Origin of the sequence: Actinopolyspora alba (assembly GCF_900112765.1) — a bacterium.
Lineage (GTDB): Bacteria > Actinomycetota > Actinomycetes > Mycobacteriales > Pseudonocardiaceae > Actinopolyspora > Actinopolyspora alba.
This window is the reverse complement of the sequence record NZ_FOMZ01000007.1, coordinates 110986-135739: the sequence shown is the minus strand read 5'-3', so window position 1 is coordinate 135739 and position 24754 is coordinate 110986. Positions and strand designations below refer to the sequence as shown.

At 68.1% G+C, this 24754-nt stretch carries 19 protein-coding genes; 8 read left to right on the top strand and 11 right to left on the bottom strand.

Annotated elements, in window-relative coordinates; all coding sequences use genetic code 11:
* Positions 1-54: 54 nt before the first annotated feature.
* Complete coding sequence (locus tag BM150_RS12025; RefSeq protein WP_092927168.1) at positions 55-1266, top strand: YihY/virulence factor BrkB family protein; 1212 nt, start codon at positions 55-57, stop codon at positions 1264-1266.
* A gap of 20 nt (positions 1267-1286) precedes the next feature.
* Here the strand turns inward: BM150_RS12025 and BM150_RS12020 are convergent, their stop codons facing one another.
* Entirely contained in the window at positions 1287-1541 is a 255-nt protein-coding gene (locus BM150_RS12020; RefSeq protein WP_092628608.1) for a DUF3039 domain-containing protein, read from the bottom strand.
* Between the two features lie 81 nt (positions 1542-1622).
* The gene (locus tag BM150_RS12015; protein WP_092927165.1) at positions 1623-1949 is read right to left on the bottom strand and encodes a DUF3099 domain-containing protein; all 327 of its coding nucleotides are present in this window, start codon (positions 1947-1949) and stop codon (positions 1623-1625) included.
* Positions 1950-2119: 170 nt separating this feature from the next.
* Between BM150_RS12015 and BM150_RS12010 the strand changes: the two genes are divergently transcribed.
* From BM150_RS12010 to BM150_RS11990, 4 genes are all read left to right on the top strand, one after another.
* Positions 2120-3637: a DUF7782 domain-containing protein gene (locus BM150_RS12010; RefSeq protein ID WP_092927512.1), complete on the top strand. Its 1518-nt coding sequence runs from the start codon at positions 2120-2122 to the stop codon at positions 3635-3637.
* A complete protein-coding gene (dtd, locus tag BM150_RS12005; RefSeq protein WP_092927163.1) occupies positions 3634-4059 on the top strand; it encodes a D-aminoacyl-tRNA deacylase in 426 nt (141 codons plus the stop codon). The genes BM150_RS12010 and dtd overlap by 4 nt, the downstream gene beginning before the upstream one ends.
* A 194-nt stretch (positions 4060-4253) precedes the next feature.
* A complete protein-coding gene (gene rox, locus BM150_RS12000) occupies positions 4254-5678 on the top strand; it encodes a rifampin monooxygenase (RefSeq protein WP_092927161.1) in 1425 nt (474 codons plus the stop codon).
* Positions 5679-6231: 553 nt separating this feature from the next.
* Positions 6232-7167, top strand: coding sequence for a sigma-70 family RNA polymerase sigma factor (locus tag BM150_RS11990; protein WP_092927157.1), 936 nt, complete (start codon positions 6232-6234; stop codon positions 7165-7167).
* A 106-nt stretch (positions 7168-7273) separates the two neighbouring features.
* On the opposite strand, the gene BM150_RS11985 is transcribed toward BM150_RS11990, so the two are convergent.
* The 5 genes from BM150_RS11985 to BM150_RS11965 all read right to left on the bottom strand — a co-directional run bounded on the left by BM150_RS11985 (position 7274) and on the right by BM150_RS11965 (position 13863).
* A complete protein-coding gene (locus BM150_RS11985) occupies positions 7274-8002 on the bottom strand; it encodes a tyrosine-protein phosphatase (RefSeq protein ID WP_092927155.1) in 729 nt (242 codons plus the stop codon).
* 231 nt (positions 8003-8233) lie between these two features.
* A complete protein-coding gene (locus BM150_RS11980) occupies positions 8234-8731 on the bottom strand; it encodes a hypothetical protein (RefSeq protein ID WP_245755450.1) in 498 nt (165 codons plus the stop codon).
* 233 nt (positions 8732-8964) lie between these two features.
* On the bottom strand, positions 8965-11652 hold the full coding sequence (locus BM150_RS11975; RefSeq protein ID WP_092927153.1) for a bifunctional acetate--CoA ligase family protein/GNAT family N-acetyltransferase: 2688 nt from the start codon (positions 11650-11652) through the stop codon (positions 8965-8967).
* Positions 11653-11785: 133 nt separating this feature from the next.
* Positions 11786-12961, bottom strand: a complete 1176-nt coding sequence (locus BM150_RS11970) for an acetoin utilization protein AcuC (protein WP_092927151.1) — start codon at positions 12959-12961, stop codon at positions 11786-11788.
* A 44-nt stretch (positions 12962-13005) separates the two neighbouring features.
* Positions 13006-13863 (bottom strand): sulfurtransferase, encoded by an 858-nt coding sequence (locus tag BM150_RS11965; protein ID WP_092927149.1) that lies wholly within the window; start codon positions 13861-13863, stop codon positions 13006-13008.
* Positions 13864-14211: 348 nt separating this feature from the next.
* Here BM150_RS11965 and BM150_RS11960 point away from each other — a divergent pair, with 348 nt between their 5' ends.
* From BM150_RS11960 to galE, 3 genes are all read left to right on the top strand, one after another.
* Positions 14212-14907, top strand: a complete 696-nt coding sequence (locus tag BM150_RS11960; RefSeq protein ID WP_092927147.1) for an iron-dependent transcriptional repressor DtxR — start codon at positions 14212-14214, stop codon at positions 14905-14907.
* On the top strand, positions 14904-16085 hold the full coding sequence (gene galK, locus BM150_RS11955) for a galactokinase (protein WP_092927145.1): 1182 nt from the start codon (positions 14904-14906) through the stop codon (positions 16083-16085). Before BM150_RS11960 ends, galK begins: the two co-directional genes overlap by 4 nt.
* A gap of 120 nt (positions 16086-16205) precedes the next feature.
* A complete protein-coding gene (gene galE / locus BM150_RS11950) occupies positions 16206-17165 on the top strand; it encodes a UDP-glucose 4-epimerase GalE (protein WP_092927143.1) in 960 nt (319 codons plus the stop codon).
* Between the two features lie 176 nt (positions 17166-17341).
* On the opposite strand, the gene BM150_RS11945 is transcribed toward galE, so the two are convergent.
* The 4 genes from BM150_RS11945 to BM150_RS11930 all read right to left on the bottom strand — a co-directional run bounded on the left by BM150_RS11945 (position 17342) and on the right by BM150_RS11930 (position 24649).
* Positions 17342-17920, bottom strand: coding sequence for a dihydrofolate reductase family protein (locus BM150_RS11945; RefSeq protein WP_092927141.1), 579 nt, complete (start codon positions 17918-17920; stop codon positions 17342-17344).
* A 277-nt stretch (positions 17921-18197) separates the two neighbouring features.
* A complete protein-coding gene (locus BM150_RS11940; protein ID WP_092927139.1) occupies positions 18198-19331 on the bottom strand; it encodes a DUF4192 domain-containing protein in 1134 nt (377 codons plus the stop codon).
* Between the two features lie 157 nt (positions 19332-19488).
* The gene (locus tag BM150_RS11935; protein ID WP_092927137.1) at positions 19489-21291 is read right to left on the bottom strand and encodes a Xaa-Pro dipeptidyl-peptidase; all 1803 of its coding nucleotides are present in this window, start codon (positions 21289-21291) and stop codon (positions 19489-19491) included.
* A 514-nt stretch (positions 21292-21805) separates the two neighbouring features.
* Complete coding sequence (locus tag BM150_RS11930; protein ID WP_092927135.1) at positions 21806-24649, bottom strand: vitamin B12-dependent ribonucleotide reductase; 2844 nt, start codon at positions 24647-24649, stop codon at positions 21806-21808.
* Positions 24650-24754: the final 105 nt, after the last annotated feature.

Below are 24754 nucleotides of genomic sequence, written 5' to 3'. Positions count from 1 at the left end.
CGCGACGACTACCGGGCGCACTACGGACACCGGCGACGACATTCTGGAAGTGGCATGAATCCGAGTTCGAACCGCGACGGGCGGGAACGCCCCCGCAGCCGAGCGAGCGGACCGAGACACCTGGTGGTCCGAACCCTGCGCAAGTCGTGGAACGACGACATCTTCTCGGAGTCTGCGGCCGCCGCGTTCTGGCAAACGCTCTCCCTCCCACCGCTGCTGCTGGGGCTGCTGGGCAGCCTGGGTTTCGTGGGTGAGTGGCTGGGCCCAGAAGTGGTCGAGACCATGCAGCGCAGAGTCGTGGGATTCGCCGGAACGATCTTCAGCGACACCGTCGTCGACCGGATCATCCGTCCCACGGTCGCCGACATCCTGACCGGTGGGCGGACGAGGGTCGTCTCGGTGGCGTTCCTGCTGTCGCTGTGGGCCGGTTCCTCGGCCCTGGCCTCGTTGATCGACTCGATCACGCTGGCCTACGACCAGTACATGGTGCGCAACGCGATCTGGCAACGGGTACTGGCACTGCTGCTGTACCTGGTCAGCCTGGTCGCCGCGATGCTCATCCTGCCGCTGACCGCGCTGGGGCCGCGCTGGCTGCTCGACGTGCTGCCCGAGTGGCTCCGTGCGGACGTGACCGTGCTCATCCGACTGTTGTACTTCCCGGTCACCGGGGTGCTGCTGGTACTGGCGCTGGCGACGCTGTACAAACTCGCGCTGCCCCGCAAGCTTCCCTGGCATCGCGGGTTGCCCGGCGCGCTGCTGGCGATGGTGGTGTTCCTGTGCTCCAGCGTGGGACTGCGCCTCTACATCACCTGGGTGACCAGCACCGGATACACCTACGGTGCGTTGGCCACCCCGATAGCCTTCCTGCTGTTCGCCTTCTTCATCGGATTCGCGGTGGTGGGCGGAGCGCAGTTCAACAACGCGATTCAACACACCTGGCCCGCCGGGATGACGCGACGGGAACGGCGGCGCTGGCGACGCCTGGAGATGCAACGTGCCGCCCAGCGGTTGCGCACCGAACGTGGCTACGACGCCTGGCGTGGCGGTACGGGGCACGACAGGACGGAGCACGAGCGGACAGGGTACGACAGGACAGCGCGGGACCGGGAGCACGGCACCTCGTCCGAGGAGTCCGGCGCCACGACGAATTCCGCTCCCACGACCGGGGACTCCGACGGTGCCCGCGGGCCGGATTCACCCGGTGCGGGACCGGGTGCCGAACCTCCGCACCGCGGGCGACCGTCGACCGAACCGAACTCGGATTGAGGCGCGGAACGAGATCGGCTCTACTCGTCGTCGCCACCACCGGGCGGGAGCCCCTCGAAGATCTCCTTGCACTCCGGGCACACCGGGGAGCCGGGCTTGGCCGATTTGGTGACCGGGAACACCTCGCCGCACAGGGCCACCACGTGACTGCCCATCACGGCACTCTCGGCGATCTTGTCCTTCTGGACGTAGTGAAAAACCTCGGGCCGGTCGTCACTGGTCTGCTCGGTGTTCTCCGGCCGGGTGTCGGTCTCCGGAAGAGTAGTCGTAGTCATAACACCATGATGCCCCACCACGTGGGACCGCGACGCCGTCCGGTAGCGGCTCAGCCGAGGAACCGCCACGGAGGGGCACGGTCATCCGCCGTCGATCACCCGGTGCTCCGCGTCCTCCAGTTCACGCTTCCGGGAATCGCGGTGGTACCGGTTGACGTGCTCGGTCTTGCGAGGAGGCCGGTCATTGGCCACCAAAACCGCTATCCAGGGCAACGGGATGGAGACAGCGATGATGATCAGGGACAGCCACCAGATCGGGTAAACCATGACGGCCGCCACCAGACATGGGATGCGCAAGGACATCATCAGCGCGTACTTCTTGCGCCTGGCCGCTTGCTGATCGTCGTACGACGGCTCTGCCTCGGTGATGAGCACCGGGGTGTCGTCATTACGCTGGGAGCCACTCACGACACCACCTCCACACTCACATCGTCCCACTCGACCGTCCCACCGCACATCCCCGGCGTTGTTCGTCCCGGGGGACGCGGGCGAGCGCGGGGCCCGGCGACCTCGGACGACGCCGCCGGATCACGGGTGTGCCCGAATCCGGAGGACACCGACGTGTGAGGATCGAGGACGTGACTCCCGAACTATCGCACGATCGCATCGACCGGCTGCGCGAGGCGTTGCTCGCCGCGAACTACACGGCCGACGGCGTGGTCGACACGTTGGGGCCGCGGGCCCACGCCGCCCTGGGAAGAGGGGAGCCCGAACCGGCGATTCGGGCCACCTCCGAAGTGGGCGCGCTCAACACGCTCATCCGCCTCTTCCTGCTCGGGCACCCGGTCGACCGGGCCGCGGCGGAACAGGCACTGCACCCGCTGGCCGTGGAAGAGGCCGTCGCGGCAGGCGTCCTCGTGCACGACGGTGACTCGGTACGTGCGGGACTGGACATCCGACCGCACGCCGCCACGGGCAACTCGTGGTGGATCATCTCCGACCTGGACGCGGACACGCGTCCCTCGAACCTGCCGGTTTCCCGCGAGCACGTGCTCGGAGTCGGCCACGCCTCGATGAGTCTGGTACGCGCCACCCCGACCAGGCAGGTGGGATCGTTGCTCGACCTGGGGACGGGATGCGGCGTGCAGGCGCTGCACGCCGGCACGCACGCGGAACGGGTGACGGTCACCGACGTCTCCGAGCGGGCGCTGTCGCTCGCGAAGGCCACCTTCCGACTGAACCGCATCGATGTGGAGGCACTCCACGGCGACTGGTTCGACCCCGTGGCAGGGCGACGCTTCGACCAGGTGGTGTGCAACCCCCCGTTCGTGGTCGGCCCCGCACGAACCGATTTCGTCTATCGCGACTCGGGACTGTCCGGCGACGACGCGAGCGCTCTCGTGGTCGGCAGGGTTCCGGAACTGCTCAACGAGGGCGGCACCGCACACGTGCTCGCCTCGTGGCTGCACCTGGCGGACGAGGACTGGCGGGAACGGGTCGGTGGCTGGCTGCGGCACACCGACGTGGACGCCTGGTTCGTGCAGCGCGACGTGGCCGAGCCGGAGCTGTACGTCGGCACGTGGCTGCGTGACGCCGGGATCGATCCGAGGTCGGAAACCGGCAGGAACAAATCGGCCGAATGGCTGGAGTGGTTCGAGACCAACGGTGTCACGGCCGTCGGCTTCGGCTTCGTCACGCTGCGCCGCACGCGGGGGCAACAGCCCGGCGAGGTGGTGTGCGAGGACCTCAGGCAGGCTTTCGACGATCCCCTCGGCGCCGAGGCCGACGAGTGGCTGCGCAGGATCGAGTGGCTGCGGCAGCGCCCGACCCGGGAGGAACTGCTGCGCAGCCCGTTGGTGACCGCCCCGGGGCTGGTGCTGGAGCAGGTCAGCTCGCACGAGCAGGACGGCTGGAGCACCTTCGTGCACCGGCTGCACCGAACCGACGGGCCGGGCTGGCAGCACGAGGTCGACGAGATCGGCGCCAACCTGATCGCGGGCTGCCAGGGCGCGCTCGCCACCGACGAACTGCTGGAGCTGCTCGCCGTCGGTCACGGGGCCGATTCCGCTGAACTGGCCCGTTCGGCCGAACCGGTGCTGCGTGAGTTGATCCGGCACGGCATGCTGCTGCCCGCCGAGTGGGGGCCACAGCGATGAGGGCGGTGGTGACGCGAGTCTCGGAAGCCACGGTGCGCGTGGGCGGCGAGGTGGCGGGAAGCATCACCGAGCCGGGGCTGCTGGTGCTGGTGGCGGCGACCCACTCGGACACGTCCGAGCAGGCGGAGGTCATGGCGCGCAAGCTTCACGAGCTGCGGGCGCTGCGGGACGAGCAGTCCTGCGCCACCGCTGACGCACCGCTGTTGGTGATCAGCCAGTTCACCCTCTACGGGAGCACTCGGAAGGGGCGGCGACCGTCCTGGAGCGCCGCGGCGGCACCCGAACAGGCCGAACCGCTGGTGGACTCGGTGGTCGAGCGGTTGCGCGACCGGGGTGCCCGCGTCTCGACAGGTGTCTTCGGAGCGGAAATGGCGGTGGAGAGCACCAACGACGGCCCGTTCACGCTGCTCGTGGAGACCTGATTGAAGTTTTCCGGTCGGGTTGGTGGGTCGCTCGGTGGAACCTCTCGCACGTCTCGTGAGCGGGGCCGGAGACATCGAGTAGGTAGAGCGTCCACCCCGCCATTCTCAACGTATAGCGCACCCGGGGACTTGTGGCAAGACCCGGGTCGTGGCGCAGGCTTGTCCGCCGAGCCTACGGAGACGGGGGGATTTCAGTGATCGACGTGATCATCGCGGGTGGCGGGCCGACCGGCCTGATGCTGGCAGGTGAGCTGCGGCTGCACGGCCTGCGCGTGCTCGTGCTGGAACGGGAGGCGGAGCCGACCCCGGTGGTCCGTGCACTCGGTCTGCACGCACGCAGCGTCGAGGTGATGGACCAGCGCGGTCTGCTGGGGCGGTTCCTGGCGCACGGCAGGCAGTACCCGCTCGGCGGCTTCTTCGCGGGCATCAGCAAGCCGTCACCAGAGCGGTTGGACACCGCACATCCGTACGTCCTGGGCATCCCGCAGCCGATCACCGACCGCCTGCTCGCCGAGCGCGCCACCGAGCTGGGCGCCGAATTACGACGTGGCCGCGAACTGGTGGGGGTGGAGCAGGACGAAGCGGGGATCACCGCCGAACTGGCGGACGGCACGCTGCTGCGCTCGCGCTACCTCGTCGGCTGCGACGGCGGGCGAAGCACGGTGCGCAAACTGCTCGGAGTCGGCTTCCCCGGTGAACCCGCCAGGACCGAGACGCTGCTGGGCGAGATGGAAGTGACCGAGGACGCGGCGACGGTTGCCGCAACCGTCGCGGAAGTCCGCAAGACCCAACCGCGGTTCGGCCTCGGACCCCTCGACGAGGGGGTCTACCGCGTCGTCGTCCCCGCGGCGGGGGTCTCCGAGGACCGCACGGTCCCGCCACCCCTCGAGGAGTTCAAGCAGCGGTTGCGGACCTTCGCGGGCACCGACTTCGGCGCGCACTCACCGCGCTGGCTCTCCCGCTTCGGCGATGCCACCCGGCTCGCCGAGCGCTACCGGGTCGGCAGGGCGCTGTTGGCGGGTGACGCGGCGCACGTGCACCCGCCCACCGGCGGGCAGGGACTCAACCTCGGCGTCCAGGACGCGTTCAACCTCGGATGGAAACTCGCAGCCGAGATCAACGGCTGGGCGCCGGAGGGACTGCTCGACAGCTACCAAACCGAGCGGCACCCCGTGGCCGCGGACGTGCTGGACAACACCCGCGCGCAGATGGAACTGCTGTCCGCCGAGCCGGGCCCCCGCTCGGTACGGCGGCTGGTCTCGGAACTGATGGACTTCGATGAGGTCAACCGGTATCTGATCGAGAAGATCACCGCTACCGGGATCCGCTACGACTTCGGCGGGGGTCACGAGCTGCTCGGCCGTCGGATGCGGGACGTGAAGCTGGGACGGGGACGGCTCTACGAGCTGATGCACCACGGTCGCGGGCTGTTGCTCGACCGAACCGGTCGGCTCTCGGTGGCGGGCTGGGCGGACCGGGTGGAACACGTGGTGGACGACTTCGAGGAACCGGACGTGCCCGCGATGCTGCTGCGGCCGGACGGCCACGTGGCCTGGGTCGGCGACGACCAACCGGAGCTGGTCGAGCGGCTGCCCACCTGGTTCGGCGCAGCGGGCTGAGGCACGGTTCGTCCGGAAGGCCGAGGGGCAGCTCGGTCGAGCACCGCGCTCGCGCCTTCCGCCGCTCCCCTGGCATCTTCTCCCACACGGGCACCGGTCACGTCGAGTGTGACGACGCTGACGTCGCTCATCCGACGATTCCGGGAACGATTTCGGCAACGTGTGCGTTTTCCGGGTAACCAGACCACAACACAACGCCCGAGAACCGGTTCCACAGCCGGTCACCGGCCACCCCTCGAACCACCGCCCAGGTGGAGGTGGGACCCGCCGGGAGGGCGGCGAACCAGCCGACCGAGATGCCACAGGCCGTGAAACAGCCGCTTCCGATCAGCCAGACGAGAAGCCCCACATCTCGTACCGCCGATCCGACCCCACGGTCGATCCGACGAGTAACCAGAACCGAACCGACTCAACCACCGGCACCATCCGCCACCGACGATACCGAAGAAGGACGAATCATTACCACCACACCGAGCGTACCCGTCCTTCGTGTGGCGCGGTGGCGTGCCGGTACCCCGGCACCCGACAACCAGCCCGTCAGGGAGGTAGCTCTATGACCGTCCCGCAGACCACAGCCCCGGACGTCACCAACGAGGCCGACCTCGACAACCAGGGGCCATCGGCCGATCTGGTGCGGGTCTACCTCAATGGTATCGGGCGTACCGCACTGCTCAGCGCCCAGGACGAGGTGGACCTCGCCAAGCGAATCGAGGCCGGAGTGTTCGCCAAGCACCTGCTGGACACTTCGGAGGACATGACCAGGGAGCGTCGTAGCGACCTCAAGACGGTCGTGCGCGACGGCCGTGACGCGAAGAACCACCTGATGGAAGCCAACCTGCGGTTGGTGGTGAGCCTGGCCAAGCGCTACACCGGGCGTGGAATGCCACTGCTGGACCTGATCCAGGAGGGCAACCTGGGCCTGATCCGTGCGGTCGAGAAGTTCGACTACACCAAGGGCTTTTTTTTGGTACGAGGCATGGCCGATCAGAGCCGTACGATCCGCCTACCCGTCCATCTGGTGGAGCAGGTCAACAAACTCGCCCGGATCAAGCGGGACCTGCACCAGAAGCTCGGCAGGGAGGCCACCGAGGAGGAGATCGCCGGCGAGGCGGACATGTCGGTGGAAAAGGTGATCGACCTCATGGATCACTCCAAGGATCCGGTCAGCCTGGACATGCCTGTCGGGTCGGAGGAGGACGCCCCGCTCGGGGACTTCATCGAGGACTCCGAGAGCGCCGATGCCGAGAACGCCGTGATCTCCGGGTTCCTGCAGGACGATCTGCGTCGCGTGCTGGACACGCTGGAAGGTCGGGAGCAGCAGGTGATCCGCATGCGTTACGGCCTGGACGACGGTCAGCCGCGCACGCTGGACCAGATCGGCAAGGCGTTCGGCCTCTCCCGGGAACGTGTTCGCCAGATCGAGCGTGAGGTCATGTCGAAGCTGCGGCAGGGTGACCGGGCGAACAAGCTGCGCTCCTACGCGAGCTGAGCCGGAACTCGCACGCCGGGGCGCCGGGGTGAACCCGTTCACCCCGGCGCCCCGAAGGCGTCCCGGGAAGCACTCCACGTGGAGCGGGTCCTTCAGGCGGAGAAGGTCACCGCGGACCCAGCAGCCGCTCTCGCCAACGTCGGATGTCCTCGGGAGCGGCACCGTGCCGCATCAGCCAGCCGGCCACCCCCTCCTCGTGCGACTCCAGGCGTTCGAGCGCGTGTTCGATGGCGTGTGTCGGCGCGGAAACGAACTCGTCGACATCGGATTCGTCGACTCCCGGGGGTAGTTCGGGTTCTATCCGGAGCCGCCGCAGCACCTGACGCATGTTGCGGTCGGTGTGCACGTAGTCGGCCACCACCGCGTCGTAGCGAACTCCCGCCGTACGCAACAGCATCGCGCAGGCCACACCGGTGCGATCCTTGCCCGCGGCACAGTGCACCAGCACCGGACCGTCGGTCTCCACCGCGATCCGGAAGACCTCCAGCAGCGGTTTCGCGGCGAAGTCCAGGATGTAGCCGTACAGCTCCGGCAACGTCAGCCAGGGGTCCTGCCCCGACTCCCCGCGCAGCCCTTCGAGCAGCGGGATCCGGTGGACCGTGCTGACGTTTTCCAACGGGTGCACCGCGTCGGATTCCGTACCGGTGTCGCGAAGGTCTATCACCGCTCGGGGCGGCCAGTGGGGAGCCTCCGGGGGATCCTGGTCCCCGTGATAAGGCGCATCACTGCGTAACAGCACACCGGGACTGGTGGTCACCCCGTCCTCGACGGGCAGTCCCCCCAGATCCCGAAAGTTGACCAGTCCGTTCGGAACACCATCGCTCCGCTCTGCCATTGGAATGCGCCCTTTCCCTCCAAGCCGTGCGCGGAAGCCTTCCGCGCACGTAATCATGGACAGGATCGCAGGTTCTCCGGCAGGCCTGAAGGCTTCACTCGTCCCGAGAAGGCACGAAGTCTTGTCCCAGTGACTCGCGTGCCCCTGCGAAGACTCGCGTATTCCCCGCGAACGAGTGATCCGGCGAAGCGGAGCGCGGTGCCCTCGTATTCGGTGAGGCTCCCGCGAGCGCTACTGGTCGCTCGGGACGTCGACCTCCCGCTCGGTGAGAACCACGGTCCGGTCGCCGAGGGGTTCGTCGATCGGGGCGACCACGGGTGGATAGCGCAGATCCATGGTGCACGGACCGGACGGATTCGGGTTCTCCTCGACGAGAACCAGCTCCACCCGTTCAGCGCTCTGGCCGGTCACCTCGGCGCGCACGCTGCCGCATCCGCCCTCCTGGCCGATCGCGACGAGCTTCCTGCCCGAGTTCCTGGTCCAGACCTCACGGGGGTACCCCTCGGGCAACGCGGAGGCATCGACCTGTTCGGCGGGAACCTCGGTGCCCTTCGGCTTCCGTCCGGGGGGTCCTGACGCACCGTCGTCGGGCGCGATCCTGGACCGCTGTTGTTCGGAGGGCGGCGGTGGTGGCTGGGCACCGAACCCGACATCGGACCGCCCTTCACCACAGGCGGTCAACGCGAACAGCATCACACCGGCACCCAGCAGGGTTGGCAGTCGTCTCATACCACCTGGACGTGGCCACCCCGTTCGCCGGTTGCGCCGCGTGTCGGATTGGCGACAACGCGACACACCGAACCGCCGCGAGGAGTTGGCCCGGCCCCACGACCGACATCCGATGGTCCGGGCACGACCTCGACGCTTGTCGTGGAACGGTTCGTCCCGTGCCCCGTTCACCATCGGCGTGCTCGACGGTTCGGGAACGTCCCGAGCCACGGGGTGAGCAACTCGGAAGCGGTTCATCGGAGCCTGCGCGGTCCGGAATCGGGAGAATCGGGTGTCGGCCCCAACCCGAGCACCGCACCCGTGACCCAGGCACCCGACGGGGCGGCCAACACCGGCTCCAGCACCAGCTCACGCACTTCGGGCAGATCCTCGGCCAGGCTGGCCACCCGCAGCACGAGGTCCGCCATCGAGTCGAGATCCGCCGCCTGGCCCCCGCGATAGCCGGTGAGCATCGGCGCGGCGCGCGGCTCCCTGATCAGCTCCGCCACGTCGGTGTCGGTCAGCGGCACCGCCCGATAGGCACGATCACCGATGAGGTCGTTGGCGGGACCGGCCAGGCCGAAGGAAACGAGGGTACCGAAGGAGGGATCGTCCATCAGCCGTATCACGCACGACGTTCCCTTGGGGGCCATCCGCTGCACGTAGAGCTCGGTCGTTCCGGAAAGGTCGTACAGGTCCCGGTAAGCGGTTCGCACCGCGTCGGGCCCACCGAGGTCGAGGCGTACCCCGGCCAGATCCGTACGATGCCGAAGTCGTTCGCTGGCCGACTTCAGCGCCACGGGAAACCCGACCTCCTCGGCGGCTGCCACCGCCGAATCGGCATCGGTGACCAGTCGGAACGCCACCACATCGATTCCGTAGCACTCCAGCAGCAGCACCATCTGCTCGTCGGACAGCCTGCCGATCCCCGAGCCGGTCCATTCCTCGACCAACCGGCGCGCCCGTTCGACGTCGACTCCTTCCGGACGGACGAGCTCACCCTGCGGCGCGGCGCGCCAGTTCGCGTACCGCACGGCACGGGCCAACGCCAGCACCGCCCGCTCCGGGCTGGGATAGGAGGGCACCGAGCCGGGGCCCGGAGTTCCGTCCGGTCCCGGAACCGCCAGCTCGTCCGGCACTCCTTCTGCGGCGAGGAAGGTGCTCACCACCGGTTTGGTCCGCAGCGTTCCCGCCTCGTGCAACGCGGTGCGCAGCTGCCTGGCGTAAGCCGTGCCCGGCACGGCCACGGGCGGGGCGAACACCGTGACCAACGCGTCCACCTCGCTGTTCTCGGCAGCGGAGCGTACCGCCGCGGCGAACTCCTCGGGCCCGGCGGCGGCCCCGACATCCACCGGGTCCACGACCGGACGCAGCCCCTGCTCCAGTGCGGCGTCGGCGGCCAGCATCCCCAGCGCGCTCGAATTACCCACGATCGCCACCCGCTCACCACCGGGCAGTGGCTGGTGTGCCAACAACAGCGCGGCGTCGAACATCTGCGCCACGGACTCGACCCGAATGACGCCCGCCTGATCGAACAGCGCCTGCACACTGGTCTCGTCGATCCGTACCGAAGTGGCGGCCAGTCCCGCACGCACGGCGTGACGTCCCGACTTGACCGCGATTATCGGTTTGCTGCGCCCCAGGCGTCGTGCCAGGCGAGCGAACTTGCGCGGATTGCCGAACGACTCCAGGTACAGCAGCACCACGTCGGTGGCGGTGTCGGTCTGCCAGTACTGCAGCAGGTCGTTGCCGGAAAGGTCGGCACGGTTGCCCGCGGAGACGAACGTGGAGACCCCGAGGCCGCGCTCGGTGGCCGCGGCCAGAATCGCCACCCCCAGCGCCCCGGACTGGCAGAAGAACCCGGTCCTGCCACGCCCGGGCAGGCGCGGAGCCAGACTGGCGTTCAGCCGCTGGGCCGGGTCGGTGTTGACCACACCCAACGCGTTGGGGCCGACCACGCGCATACCGTAGACCCGCGCCTGGTGCACCATGCTGCTCTCGGCCTCCCGACCGCTGGGACCGACCTCGCTGAAACCCGAGCTGACGATCAGCAGCGCTTTGACGCCCTTGGTCAGGCAGGCGTCCAGCACCTCGGCGACACCGCCCGCGGGGATGGCGATCACAGCCAGGTCTATGTCGTCGGGAATGTCGAGCACCGAGGCGTAGGAACGCACTCCCCGCACCGCCCGGTGCTCCGGATTGACCGGGTATATCGGTGCGGCGGAATCGGCCCCGAGCAGGTTGGCCAGCACGGTGTGGCCGATCTTGTCCGGGGCGATGGAGGCGCCGATCACCGCTACCGAACGCGGGTGCAGCAGGTTGTGCACGCTGCGGGCTTCGGCGGCCTGTTCCCTGGCGCGTGCGACCGCCAGTGACTCCTCGGTCGGGTCGAGCGGGAACTCCAGGTGGACCAAGCCCTCCTCCATGGCCCGTTTGACCTCGTAACCGGCATCACGGAAAACGCGGACCATCTGGGAGTTCTCGGCGAGGACCTCGGCGACGAACCGGCTGAGACCGCACTCCCGCGCGGCGGCAGCGAGGTGTTCGAGCAGGATCGATCCGAGCCCTCTGCCTTGGTGCCCGTCCTGCACCACGAACGCCACCTCGGCCGACTCCTCCGGTTCACGCAGCCGGTCGAAGCGCCCCACCGCGACTATGTCGTCACCGAGCAGTGCCACCAGCGCCACCCGGTTGACGTAGTCCACACGGCTGAAGCGGTCGACGTCGCGCTGCGGCATCCGCGGATAAGGCGAGAAGTAGCGGTAGTAACGGGTGCGATCGCTGAGCCTGCCGTGGAATGCCACGAGTTGATCGGCGTCGGCGGGCAGGATCGGCCGCAGATGAACCGTGCCGCCGTCCGAGAGGACGACGTCGGCCTCCCAGTGGCGCGGGTAGTGGGCTTCCGGTTCCCACTGCTGCTGTTCGCTCGCGGAATCGTCCACCGTGAACCTCTCAGCGACTGCCGTGCACTTGTCCGAACTATCGACCGAAGGAACTCGTAGAGCTTTCCCCGTCGTGTTGTCGCCCGCAAGTGGTGGTGCTCCCCGCGCGGCACCACCGACCGGATGGCTTCGATCAGTCGCGGCCGTCCAGCGGTTCCAGACCGTGCAACGGAAAAACCGCGTTCCTGGTGTCCCGGATCGCCGGATCCACCGCGTACTCGGCCGTGCCGTCCCAGGGAGTGAATGCCGTCTCGCCCCAGTCGGTCATCGACGTCGGCAGCGCCACGTTGCCCGCGACCTTGCTCGCGTGGGCGATCCAGTCGGCGGGAACGTTGCGCTCGGCCGCGACGTCCCGGTCGAGCGCCGTGGCCAGCAGATGGGTCCAGGCGCGGGGAACGACCCTGTGCAGCGCGTAACCGCCCCCGCCGAGAATCAACCAGTTCCCCATCGCGTAGCGATCGGCGAAACTCCGCAACGAACGGTAGGCGGCGCGTTGCCCGTCCACGGACAGCGCGAGATCGGCCAACGGGTCCTCCCGGTGCGGATCAGCACCGCACTGGGTAACCAGCACCTGCGGGGCGAACGCATCCAACAACGAGGGAACCACGGCGTGCAGCGCCCGCAGCCACCCCGCGTCCCCCGTCCCCGGGGGCAGTGCCACGTTCACCGACTCGCCCTTCGCGGCACCCTCGCCGACCTCGGTGGGGAAACCGGTACCCGGCCACAGGGTGTGGGGGTGCTGATGCAGCGAGATCGTCATCACCCGGGGATCTTCCCGGAACGCCGCCTGCACCCCGTCACCGTGATGCACATCGATGTCCAGGTAGGCGATCCGGTCGATCCCGTTGGCCAACATCCAGGCGATGGCGACCGCGCAGTCGTTGTAAACGCAGAATCCGGCCGCGTTGTCCGCCATCGCGTGGTGCAGGCCGCCCGCCAGATTGACGGCACGATTGGCACGGCCGGACACGATCTGTTCGGCCGCGGTCAGGGAAGCTCCCGCGACGAGCGAGGCCGACTCGTGCATTCGGTCGAATATCGGGTTGTCGTCGGTGCCCAGCCCGTGCCCCACTCCGGGGCCCTCCGATGGAGCGGCTCGAACGGCCGCCAGATACCCGGGCGTGTGAACCCGTTCGAGTTCGGCATCGGCCGCCTGTCCGGGAACCAGTGGAACCACCCCGTCGAGTACCCCCAACGAGCGCGCCAGTCGCATCGTCAGGTCCAGCCGAACGGGGTGCAGCGGATGGTTGCCGCCCAGGTCGTAGGAGAGCAGTGACTCGTCCCAGACAACGGCGCACTCGTTGCTCATGGTGGGAAGCTACCCGCCAGGAGGGACGTGACACACCCGTTGACTCATCCCGGCCAGGCACCGGTGGCAGTGGGCCGGTGGGGATCGGCGGACCACTCGGACCAGGACCCCGGGTAGAGCACCGCCGGGTTCTCCGGAGTGCGCAGCCCGGCGTGTTCCAACGCGAGAACCACCGAACAGGCGTTGATCCCGGAGCCGCAGTAGGCTCCCGCATCCCCCGTCGAGGTGAGGCCGAACTCGGTGAACCGCGTCGACAGTTCGGTCGGGGAACGCCAGGTACCGGCAGCGGTGACGTGCTCCCCGGCGGGAGCGTTGTAGGCCCCCGGAATGTGGCCGGCCCGCGGATCCACGGGTTCCGTCTCACCCCGATACCGCTGGCCTGCCCTGGCATCCAGCAGAATCCCGGTGCGAGCCAGTCGCCGCGCCCCCTCCGCGTCGGTGACCGGCATGTTCCCGGGAGAGACCACGAATTCCCCGGGGTCCGGTCGCGGCACCTCCGTGGTGACGGGCAACTCGGCAGCGGACCACGCGGCGAATCCGCCGTCGAGCACGTGGACATCGGGGTGTCCCGCCCAGCGCAACAACCACCAGGCGCGCGCGGCCACCGACCCGTCCACGGAGTCGTAGACGACCACTCGCCGGTCGGAGCTCACGCCGGCACGACGAAGCGCTCGCTGCAGCACCCCGGGGTCCGGCAGCGGATGCCTGCCACCGGCCTCCCCGGCGGGTGGGGCGGCCAGCTCGGTCTCGGTGTCGACGAACACCGCCCCCGGCAGGTGCCCCTCGGCGTACTCCCGCTCCCCGGGAGGCCCGAGCAGATTCCAACGAACGTCCAGCACTACGGGCGGCTCGGTACCGCCGAGCGCGGATTCGAGTTGTCGAGGTTTGATCAGCGGACTCATCGCGACCTCCGGTCTCGGTCCGGGTGGCTTCATCACGTTGAACGTGCCGATGTTCAGCTGCGTGCCCGCCGAACGTCACCGCGGCCCCGGTAATCCGGCCGGAGCAGGACGCGAGCCCGGCTCGGAGGCCGAGCCACCGGCAGCGCAGCCGCTTCGGCAGCGGCTGTCGGAGCACCGTATCGACATCGTCACGGAGCGGGCTTCCCCGCTCCCGAAGGCCGTTGGCTCCCGGGCGACAGCCCGCCCCTCCCGGAAAGGGAACGGGCGGAGACACGAGACTCCGACCGGGCACCAGTCAGGGGCTCGCGTTCCGGCTAGCATTGATGGTGGACCGAATGGGGAGCTGGCGTGAACGATCTCATCGACACCACCGAGATGTATCTCAAGACGATCTACGAGCTTGAGGAAGAAGGGCTCGTCCCGCTCCGAGCCCGCATCGCGGAACGGTTGGAACAGAGCGGGCCGACCGTCAGCCAGACCGTCGCCCGCATGGAACGGGACGGGCTGCTGTCGGTCGCCGAGGATCGGCACCTGGAACTGACCAAAGCCGGCCGGGAACGGGCCATCGGTGTGATGCGCAAGCACCGCTTGGCCGAGCGACTGCTGGTCGACGTCATCGGTCTGGAATGGGAGCACGTGCACAGCGAGGCGTGCCGTTGGGAGCACGTGATGAGCGAGGCCGTGGAGCGCAAACTCGTCAACCTGCTCGGCACCCCCAGCACTTCGCCGTACGGAAATCCGATCCCCGGACTGGACGATCTGGGGGTCGGCGACGGCGCTCCCGAGGTGGACACCGAACTGCAACGTGTGGACGAGATCGCCCGCAACGGTGGTGGCCGCGCGCTGGTCTGCAGGATCGCCGAACACGTACAACTCGACCCGGAGCTGATGAACTCGTTGAAAACGGTGGACGTGGTCCCGGGTAACGACATCGAGATAGTTTCCGTGGTCGGCAGCAACAAGCCGATCGACGTGCGGGGCAGCTCCGGTGGGACCCAACTGCCCCCGTCCGTCGCACACGCCGTCCTGGTTCGGCCGCGTTGAGCGGGGCGGCGGAGCGAGCCACGAGGGCTTTCGTGGCGGAACACGAAGTGGAACCGGATTCGGTCTGGTCCGCGCCCGGCAGGGTCAACCTGATCGGCGAGCACACCGACTACAACGACGGCTACGTCTTTCCGTTCGCGTTGCCGCACCGCACCGCGGTCGCCGTGCGGCGGCGGGACGACGGTTTGCTGTCGTTGGCCACGCACGGTTCGGACGACACGCTGCAGCGCGCCGGAACGTTCCGGATCGACGACCTCGAAGCGGGCGAGCCGAGCGGCTGGGCGAGCTACCCGGCGGGAGCCGCCTGGGCTCTCCGGGAGTCCGGTATCTCGCTGCCCGGAGCGGATCTGGTCATCTCCGGCGAGGTGCCCACCGGCGCGGGACTGTCCTCCTCCGCCGCGCTGGAGTGCGCCACGGCGTTGGCCCTGCTGGACGCGGCGGGGCGAGCGCTGGACGGTCCGAACGCGCCGGACGTCATGGACGTCGCGCACTGGACCCGTCGGGCCGAGAACGAGTTCGTCGGGGCCCCGACGGGACTGCTGGACCAGACGGCCTCGTTGCGCTGCGAACGAGCTCACGCGTTGTTCTTCGACGTACGCTCGGGAGATACCGAGCAGATCCCGTTCGACGCCGCGGGCAGCGGGCTGGAAGTGCTGGTCGTCGATACCCGTGCGAACCACTCGCACAGCGAGTCCGGCTACGGGGACCGGCGGAAGGGGTGCGAACAGGCGGCCGAACTGCTCGGGCTCTCCGCGCTGCGGGACGTCTCGGCGGCGGAGCTGGACGACGCGCTGCGACGGCTGCCCGAGGAGTTGCGTCCGCTGGTTCGGCACGTGGTGACCGAGAACGACAGGGTGCTGGAAACGTTGCGACGGCTGCGGCGCGACGAGCTCGCCGAGGTCGGTGAGCTGTTGACCGCCTCGCACACGAGCCTGCGCGACGACTACCGGGTCTCCTGCGCGGAGCTCGACGTCGCCGTCGAGGCAGCGCTGGAATCGGGGGCGTCGGGTGCCCGGATGACCGGCGGTGGTTTCGGAGGGTCGGCGATCGCGTTGGTCTCCGCCGAGCTGCGTCCCCGGACGGAGCAGGCCGTCACCGAAGCGTTCGAGCGGCACGGCTTCGCCGCGCCTCGGCTGTTCACCGCCGTTCCCTCCACCGGAGCGGCACGGGATCGCTAGTCGGGTCGAGGACTGTCCCACTCGCCGCGACGTGAGCGGGTACCTGCTCGGAGCTTCCTCGTGGAGCGCGCCGAGGTTCGACCTACGTTGTGAATCGATACTGTCGGAAGGTAGTGCAACGTGAAACTGCTGGTAACCGGAGGCGCCGGATACGTGGGTAGCGTCTGCGCCGCCCGGCTGCTCGAAGCGGGTCATCAGGTGGTGGTGCTCGACGATCTGTCCACCGGGCACGCGGACGCCGTGCCCGAGGGTTGTCGGCTGGTGACGGGCGACGTCGCCGAGCACGCGTCGGAGGTTCTCGCGGAGGGGTTCGACGGGGTGCTGCATTTCGCCGCCAAGTCGCTGGTGGCGGAGTCGACGAAGGACCCGGCGCGTTACTGGCACGGCAACGTGCTGACCTCCGTGCGACTGCTGGACGCGATGCGCGAGCACGCTGTCGAGCGAATCGTGTTCTCCTCGACCGCGGCGGTCTACGGGCAGCCCGACTCGGTTCCGATCACCGAAGAGGCCCCGACTCGGCCCACCAACCCGTACGGGGCCACCAAGCTGGCCATCGATCACGCCATCACCTCCTACGCGACCGCGTACGGCATCGCGGCCACGAGCCTGCGGTACTTCAACGTGGCTGGTGCCCACGGGGGGCTGGGAGAGCGGCACACGGTGGAGACGCACCTGATTCCGATCGTTCTCGAAGTGGCACGCGGTCTGCGCGAGCGCGTCCACATCGCCGGGGACGACTGGCCCACACCGGACGGCACCTGTCTGCGGGACTACATCCACGTGCGGGACCTGGCGGAAGCGCACGTACTGGCCCTGGAGAAATCGCTGCCGGGCAACCACCGGATCTACAACCTCGGTAACGGCACGGGCTTCTCGGTCAAGCAGGTCATCGACGCGTGCCGTGCGGTGACCGGCAGGGAGATTCCCGCGGAAGTGGCGGAACGGCGTCCGGGGGATCCCGCCACGCTGGTGGCCTCGAGCGAGCGGGCCCAGCAGGAGTTGGGCTGGTACCCACAGCGCCGTGAGATCGAGGAGATCGTGCGTGACGCGTGGGACTTCGTCCGTGACGACAGGAACTGACCGAGTACCGCACGACTGACCGAGTACGCCACCGGACCGGATCGAGCTTTTCCACTCGACGATGGTCCGGTGCTTACCCGTCGGAACGGTTGGCTCCGTGGTGAAGGGACGCGGCCCCGGTTCGGTCGATGAGCTGAGAACGACACCCGGCAGCGGCTCCACCCGGAACGCCACACTCAGCCACCAACGCCGAGCGGGCCGTCGAGCACAGTGGGAACGTACTCGAGCAACTGGATCCGGCCGTCGAACGTACGGCTGTCGACCAGGTCGAGGGCGAGATCGGGATACCCGTCGAAGACACGCTCCTTCCCGGTAGCGCCCGTGATGACCGGGAAAACAACGAGACGGAAACGGTCCACCACACCGGCTTCGAGTAGTGACCTGCTCAGGTTGAGGCTGCCGATGGTGCGCATGGGCAGCGAGCCGCGCCGCTTCATGTTCCGCACGGCTTCAACGGCGTCCCCTTCGGCCAACTCGGTATTGGCCCATGACAGTGGTGTCTCCAAGGTGGAGGAGAACACCACTTTGGGCATCGCGGTCAATGCGGCGATGCCGGGATCATCGGGCATCTCGGGCGCGAAATCGGACATCAGCCTGTACGTGGTCGCACCCATGAGCACGGTGTGCTCTTGTTCGGCTCCTTCCGCTATCCAGGCGAGGTATTCGGGTCCCGCCATGCCCCAGTACCCCGGCCACCCGTCCGCCGACGCATAACCGTCGAGCGAAACGATGAAGTCCACCATCAAACTTGACATGATGCTTTTCCCGTCCGAATCGTGCGGTGTCGCGGTAGTGACAGCCGGTGAGGGGGAAACTCGCCGTATCGAGCCGTGACACGAGTAAGCATACGGTCACCGCGGACACCGTGCCGACGTGACGACCCAACATGTCGGACCAGCCGCTCCCTCGTCGCTCCCGGGAGCACTCGCCACTCGGGTCACGTGTGTCCGGAAGTGTCCTGCGTTCAACGAAGCTCGTACGACGGAGCTCGCCCACATTCGAGTTCACCGCCCTGGGACACGGTGGCCGGGTTCAGGTTTCCTCCTGTTCGATCATCAACCGCGCGTCCACCGCGGTGTCGCGCACCACGACGGCGAGTTCCTCCGGACCTATCCCGCTGTCCAGCGCTCGCCGCAACAGCTCACCGAGGCGGTGCGCGGGCCTGGTCCGTTCGACCCGGTCCAGCGCCACGCTCGCGAGGGCACCGTCACCCCGCAGATAGGCGGAGAACGCCAGCAGTGCGGCCACATCGGCGACCTCGGGTTCGGGTGCTTTTCTGACCAGCACGAACCACAGCTGTTCGGCGGCACGGGACCAGACGGTCAGCGCGATTCCCATGGCCAGGTCCCGCACCCGGTAGTCGGACAACGCCACCAGCACTCGCAACAGGTCCTCCTCGGTCAGCGGACTACCCCGCGCGGTACGGCGGATCGCGGCGAACACCGCCTCGGTGTCGGCGGCGCACATCGTCGCGTCACCCCGGTGCGGCTCCGCCTCGTCCTGCATCAGGTTCAGTCGTGCCGACCACCTGGCCGTGGTCTCCGGGGACTCCGGAGCGATACTCGCCGCGAGTTCCTCCCTGCTGGAGAACGTGATCGCCCCCGCCACGGCCAGCTCGGCCGCCAGCGGGGAGGACCTCGGATCGGGTACCGTTCCGTCCCATTGCTCGCCGTAGCACCGCCAGATCCCGTCCGGTCGGATCTCGGGCGTCCAGAGCGCCCGGACGAGCGGTATGTCGGCCGTGCGCAGCTCGTGCCGCAGTGACTCCACCAGTTCGGAGTGCGGCGGATCCCCCGTGGCGGGGTCCGGCGGCCGGACTGCTGCGGGAGCGTCGCTTCCGGACTCCGCCGGATCGATGTCCGGGGCAGGATCGGCGTCCGAGGCAGGCTCGGCGTCCGGGGTCGCGACGACGGCGGCCATCAGACCGTCGGGACCGTCGTGCGAAACCGGTCCCCGCACCAGCTCCGCCGCCAGTTCACGACGGCAGCTCGGCTCGGGGAGATCCACCCGGGCGGTCATCCCCAGCCTCGCTACCTCCGGACCGCCGTGCAGCGTGGTCAGTACCAGTGAATCCCTCGGGTAGAAGCCGAGCAGGTGCGGAATCGCAGCCAGGTACTCCGCCGGGGCCGAGAGTCGGACAGTGCGTTGCTTCGCGGTAGAACCCATACCTCCAAAGTCGACGTCACGAAGTTGACGCGAAAACCCGGATTCCGCTGCTTGTGCAGGGTTCGAGGAGATGTGGACGACTAGCGGACGGCAGGCCGCCCGATGTAGTCCGGTGGTGGCGCCACCGGGCCGCACCGAGCGGTGCCGCTACGCGGGTTCAGAAGAAACGATCGCGCTCACCACGAGCGACCACCACGGGAACACGGAGCTCGCTGTCCGACAGCTCCAGGCGCAGCCCGGTTCCGGCGGACGGGCGCAGCGTGTAGTCGTGATCGCTGGAGAGCACGACCAGCCCGAGGCTGTGCCCCCGCCGGAGGACGTAGTCGTCGGGCATCATGCTCACCTCGATCCGGTACTGCTCACCCGGTTCGATCGGGGTTGTCCTCGCCACGGAACGACGATTCTGCGGATCGGTCCAGCCACGGGTGATGGGGGTGACGGTGCCGTCGGGAGCACGATCGACCAGCATGGCCGTGACGTTGGCGGCGGGACGGTCGAACGACAGCGCGAGTCCCGCCCGCGCCGTGCCGCTGATGCGGACACTGCGCGGGAGGTCGCGCGTGAAGTACGCCAGCCGGTGCGGTGAGCTCTCCGCCCTCGCGAGTTCCTCGGCCGTCTCGCCGGCGTCGTCGCGCAGACTTTCGACGGCGTCCGTCGAACCGTGGCGGAACAACCGCAGACCACCGCGCTCGGAACCACCGGGAGTCGGGCTCAGCGAGATCTCGCGGGCGGCGGGGGCGGGCCACTCCCACTCGCGGTGCCAGCTGCCGTCGGCACGCTGGATGGTCGCCCGGGGTTCGAAGCGAACTCCGTTGTTCACACCGTGCAGATAGTGCGTGAACCAGCGGTTCAACGTACGCAGCCACTCGTCCCGGCGCACTCCGATGGGGTCGAGATGCCCACCCCGGTGCCACCAGATCCGGTGCTCGACGCCGTTCTGACGCAGCGCCTCGTACCACTGTGCCGCCTGCTTGGTCTTGACGTTCCAGTCGTTGAGACCGTGCACCATCAGCACGGAGGCGTCGATGTTCGAGACCCCGTCGAGATAGTCGCGTTCGTTCCAGAACTCGTTGTAGTCACCGGTCAGCCGGTCCTGCTCACGGCGCAACCGGTCGATGACGGCCGAGCAGTCCCGGTCGTTGGTGTGCACGTACTCGGCGAGCACATCGGTGTCCTCACCCTGGTAACCGCCGGGCGCCACCACCGCCCCGTCCGCGCGGTAGTAGTCGTACCAGCTGGATATCGCGCCGATCGGCACGATCGTCTCCAGGCCCTCCACACCGGTCGTGGCCACCGCGTTGGGCAGTGTTCCGTTGTAGGAGACCCCCATCATGGCGACCTCACCGGTGGACCAGTCGGCCGTGACCTGCTCGCCCGAGGAATCGTGCGCGGGGGCCCGGCCGTTCAGCCAGTCGATGACCGACTTGGCCCCGATGGTCTCGTTGCGTCCACCGGAGGTCGGGCATCCTTCGGAGGCCCCGCTTCCCAGCGACTCGGCGTAGACGACCGCGTATCCCCGTTCCAGCAGGAACCGCTGGTAGGCCCATCCGATCTCGGACTCGGCAGACCTGGCGGAAGAGGCTCCGACTCCCGCGGCGCGTGCCGCGGCCCGATCCGGAACGTAGAGCTCACGATCGACATCGTGGTTGGTGACCGGGTTGCCGCCCGCGAAGTAGGGGCTGGCCCGGTAGACGACCGGAGCACGCATACCGTGCTCGGTCTCCTCCGGACGGACGACCTGCACGTGTACCCGGTCGTCACGCCCGTCGTCGTCACTGTCCACATCGGCCGTTACGAACAGGTCCTCACGCACGGCGTTCGAGGCGTCGAACACCGGTTGCGCCGCGCCGTGCTCGATCACCGGCTCCGGTGGTCGTGTGACCTCTCCCGCGTTCGCGGGGGTACCGGTCAGCGGCAGGACCACCAGGGCGGAGACAACGGCCGCTCGCGCTCGCCACATGCGAACTCCACGATCAGGTTGCAAGGTCAACCAGCAGCTTGCCACCCACCGAGGGAATGTCAATCACGAAGCGCGGCGGTTTTGCGCCAACGCGTGACCGAGGGTTCGGAGCGCTTTCGCCCGATCGCGGGGAAAGGGGGGTACCCGCCCGATCGGGAGTCCACGACGCCGGCGTCAGCGGGGCCAGGTGTATCCGAGCTGTCTCGCGTCCTCGGGAGAACCACCGCAGATCTCACCGATCTCCCGACGACGTCCGTGCCGTCGACCAATGGCCGCACCTCGACCGTCGCGCCGCCCTCCGGCGGATCGGGAACGATCACTCGCAGGGTAAGACAATTCGTTTCGTCGGTCACCGGTCAAGCGTGACGCCCGCCCCACGGTCGCCGCCACTGGTTTTCCCGACTGCCGTCCCGCCCCGGAGTTCGGACGAGGAATCGGGGAGCCGGTCGGCGAACCGGCTCCCCGAACTCACAAGGGACGGATTGTTCCGAAGCGGACTACCGCTGAGCGGCTGTCAGCTGCACCCGGAGGTGGCGCCGCAACCCTCGCAGAGGTAGCAGGAGCCCGACGGCCGCATCTTGGTGCCGCACGTCATGCACAGCGGAGCGTCAGCCGCCTTGCCCAGCTTCAGTTCCAACAACTCGGTGGAGCTGCCCGCATCGGAATCGTCGGAGTGGTTCTGCACCAGCGGCGTGGGCTGCTGGGAGTAGTCGACCGATTCGCGCATCGACTCCACCTGGTTGGTGGTCTCCGCCTCCGCCGCGCCGTTGACCTGCTCGGTACGCTCCTGAGCGGTGAAGATGCCCAGTTGCGCCCGCTTCTCGTAGGACAGGTGATCCAGCGCCAGCCTGCGGAACAGGTAGTCGAGCACGCTGCTGGCCATCCGCACGTCCGGATCGTCGGTCATCCCGGCGGGCTCGAAACGCACGTTCTGGAACTTGGATACGTAGAACTCCAGCGGAATCCCGTACTGCAGTCCGACCGAGATGGACATCGCGAACGCGTCCATCACACCGGCGAGCGTGGAGCCCTGCTTGCCGAGCTTGATGAAGATCTCACCGAGACCGTCGTCCGGGTAGGACCCGGCGTGCAGGTATCCCTCGGCCCCGCCGACCGTGAACGACACGGTCTGGCTGGGACGTTTCTTGGGCAGCCGCTTGCGGACCGGCCGGTACTCGATCTCCTTCTCGACCCGTTTCTCGGCCTGCTCCTTGCCCTCGTTCTGCCCCTTGCCTCCGTTGCCCGCGGACAGCGGCTGGCCGACCTTGCAGTTGTCCCGGTAGATGGCCAGGGCCTTCAGTCCCAGTCGCCATCCTTCGAAGTAGATCTCCTGCACGTCCTCGACCGTGGCGTGCTCCGGCATGTTGACGGTCTTGGAGATCGATCCGGACAGGAACGGCTGCACGGCTGCCATCATGCGCACGTGCCCCATGGGGGCGATGGAGCGCTGGCCCATCGCGCAGTCGAAGACGTCGTAGTGCTCCGGGCGCAGCCCGGGTGCGTCGACGACGTGACCGTGCTCGGAGATGTACTCGATGATCGCCTCGGCCTGCTCGTCCGGATATCCCAGCGCACGAAGCGCGCGGGGCACTGTCCGGTTGACGATCTGCATGGAGCCGCCGCCGACCAGCTTCTTGAACTTGACCAGCGCCAGATCCGGTTCGACACCGGTGGTGTCGCAATCCATCATCAGACCGATGGTGCCGGTGGGAGCCAGCACGGACGCCTGGGCGTTGCGCCAGCCGTTGCGCCCGCCGATCTCCAGCCCGCGCTGCCAGACCTGGGTCGCCAGGTCGTGCACGGCGACGTCGTTGTGGTGGTACGTCCGCACCAGATCGTTGGCGGCCGCGTGCTTACGCATCACACGCTGGTGTGACTCGGCGTTGCGGGCGTAGCCCGCGTACGGCCCGACCGCTCCGGCCAGCTCGGCGGAACGTTTGTACGCGGTACCGGTCATCAGCGAGGTGATCGAGGCGGCCAGCGCCCGCCCACCGTCGGAGTCGTAGGCGTGGCCGGTGGCCATCAACAACGCGCCCAGGTTGGCGTAACCGATGCCGAGCTGCCGGAAGTCACGGGTGGTCCGGCCGATCGATTCCGTGGGGAAGTCGGCGAAGCTGATCGAGATGTCCATCGCGGTGATCACGAGCTCGACCGTGCGCCGGAACAGATCCGCGTCGAAGGTGAGGTCCTCGCGGAGGAACTTCATGAGGTTCAGCGAGGCCAGGTTGCAGCTGGAGTTGTCCAGGTGCAGGTACTCCGAGCACGGGTTCGAGGCCGTGATACGGCCCGACTCCGGGCTGGTGTGCCAGTCGTTGATCGTGTCGTCGTACTGGATTCCCGGGTCCGCGCACTCCCAGGCGGCCCGAGCCATCCGGTTGAACAGATCCCTGGCCTGCACACTGTCGGTGATCGAGCCGTCGGTGCGGGCCCGCAGTCCGAACTGGCCGTCGCTTTCGACGGCGCGCATGAACTCGTCGCTCACCCGCACCGAGTTGTTGGCGTTCTGGTACTGCACCGAGACCATGTCGGAGCCGCCGAGGTCCACGTCGAATCCCGCGTCACGCAACGCGCGGATCTTGTGCTCCTCCTTGGACTTGGTCTCGACGAACTCCTCGACGTCGGGGTGGTCGACGTCGAGCACGACCATCTTCGCGGCACGACGAGTGGCACCGCCGGACTTTATGGTTCCGGCCGAGGCGTCGGCTCCCCGCATGAACGACACCGGTCCGGACGCGGTGCCGCCGGAGGAGAGCAGCTCCTTGGAGGAGCGGATGCGCGAGAGGTTCAGTCCCGCGCCCGATCCTCCCTTGAAGATGAGCCCCTCCTCCTTGTACCAGTCGAGGATCGACTCCATCGTGTCGTCCACCGAAAGGATGAAGCAGGCCGACACCTGCTGCTTCGAGGTGGTCCCCACGTTGAACCAGACCGGCGAGTTGAAGCTGAACACCTGGTGCAGCAGCATGTAGGTCAGCTCGTGCTCGAAAACCTCGGCATCCAGCTCGGTGGCGAAGTAGCCGTGCTCGACACCGTTGCGCGCGTAGGTCTTGACCACTCGGTCGATCAGTTCCCGCAGGCTGCTCTCCCGCTCCGGAGTGCCGAGCGCGCCGCGGAAGTACTTGCTGGTGACGATGTTGACCGCGTTCAGCGACCAGAAGTCGGGGAACTCGACGTCACGCTGCTCGAAGTTGACCGAGCCGTCACGCCAGTTGGTCATGACGACGTCGCGTCGTTCCCAGTTCACCTCGTCGTAGGGATGCACACCCTCGGTCGTGTAGACACGCTCCACCCGGATGCCCGCCTCACGGCTACCCGACTCCGACTCCCCTGCGGCGGTCGGGTTACCGACGGTTTCTGTCATGATTCGGGCCTCTCCCTTGTCGCTCGCTCTCCTACTGCCACCGTCCGGGCTCCCCGTCCGTCCCGGTGGTTTCTCACGCTGCGAGTTATCGCCCGAACGGGCGCC

Coding starts and splice junctions, on each gene's coding strand:
- BM150_RS11990 (WP_092927157.1), top strand. CDS start 6,232: ATGACCGTCCCGCAGACCACAGCCCCGGACGTCACCAACGAGGCCGAC.
- BM150_RS11945 (WP_092927141.1), bottom strand. CDS start 17,920: ATGTCAAGTTTGATGGTGGACTTCATCGTTTCGCTCGACGGTTATGCG.
- BM150_RS12020 (WP_092628608.1), bottom strand. CDS start 1,541: ATGACTACGACTACTCTTCCGGAGACCGACACCCGGCCGGAGAACACC.
- BM150_RS11930 (WP_092927135.1), bottom strand. CDS start 24,649: ATGACAGAAACCGTCGGTAACCCGACCGCCGCAGGGGAGTCGGAGTCG.
- BM150_RS11935 (WP_092927137.1), bottom strand. CDS start 21,291: ATGTGGCGAGCGCGAGCGGCCGTTGTCTCCGCCCTGGTGGTCCTGCCG.
- BM150_RS11965 (WP_092927149.1), bottom strand. CDS start 13,863: ATGAGTCCGCTGATCAAACCTCGACAACTCGAATCCGCGCTCGGCGGT.
- dtd (WP_092927163.1), top strand. CDS start 3,634: ATGAGGGCGGTGGTGACGCGAGTCTCGGAAGCCACGGTGCGCGTGGGC.
- BM150_RS11985 (WP_092927155.1), bottom strand. CDS start 8,002: ATGGCAGAGCGGAGCGATGGTGTTCCGAACGGACTGGTCAACTTTCGG.
- BM150_RS11980 (WP_245755450.1), bottom strand. CDS start 8,731: ATGAGACGACTGCCAACCCTGCTGGGTGCCGGTGTGATGCTGTTCGCG.
- BM150_RS11970 (WP_092927151.1), bottom strand. CDS start 12,961: ATGAGCAACGAGTGCGCCGTTGTCTGGGACGAGTCACTGCTCTCCTAC.
- BM150_RS11940 (WP_092927139.1), bottom strand. CDS start 19,331: ATGGGTTCTACCGCGAAGCAACGCACTGTCCGACTCTCGGCCCCGGCG.
- BM150_RS12025 (WP_092927168.1), top strand. CDS start 55: ATGAATCCGAGTTCGAACCGCGACGGGCGGGAACGCCCCCGCAGCCGA.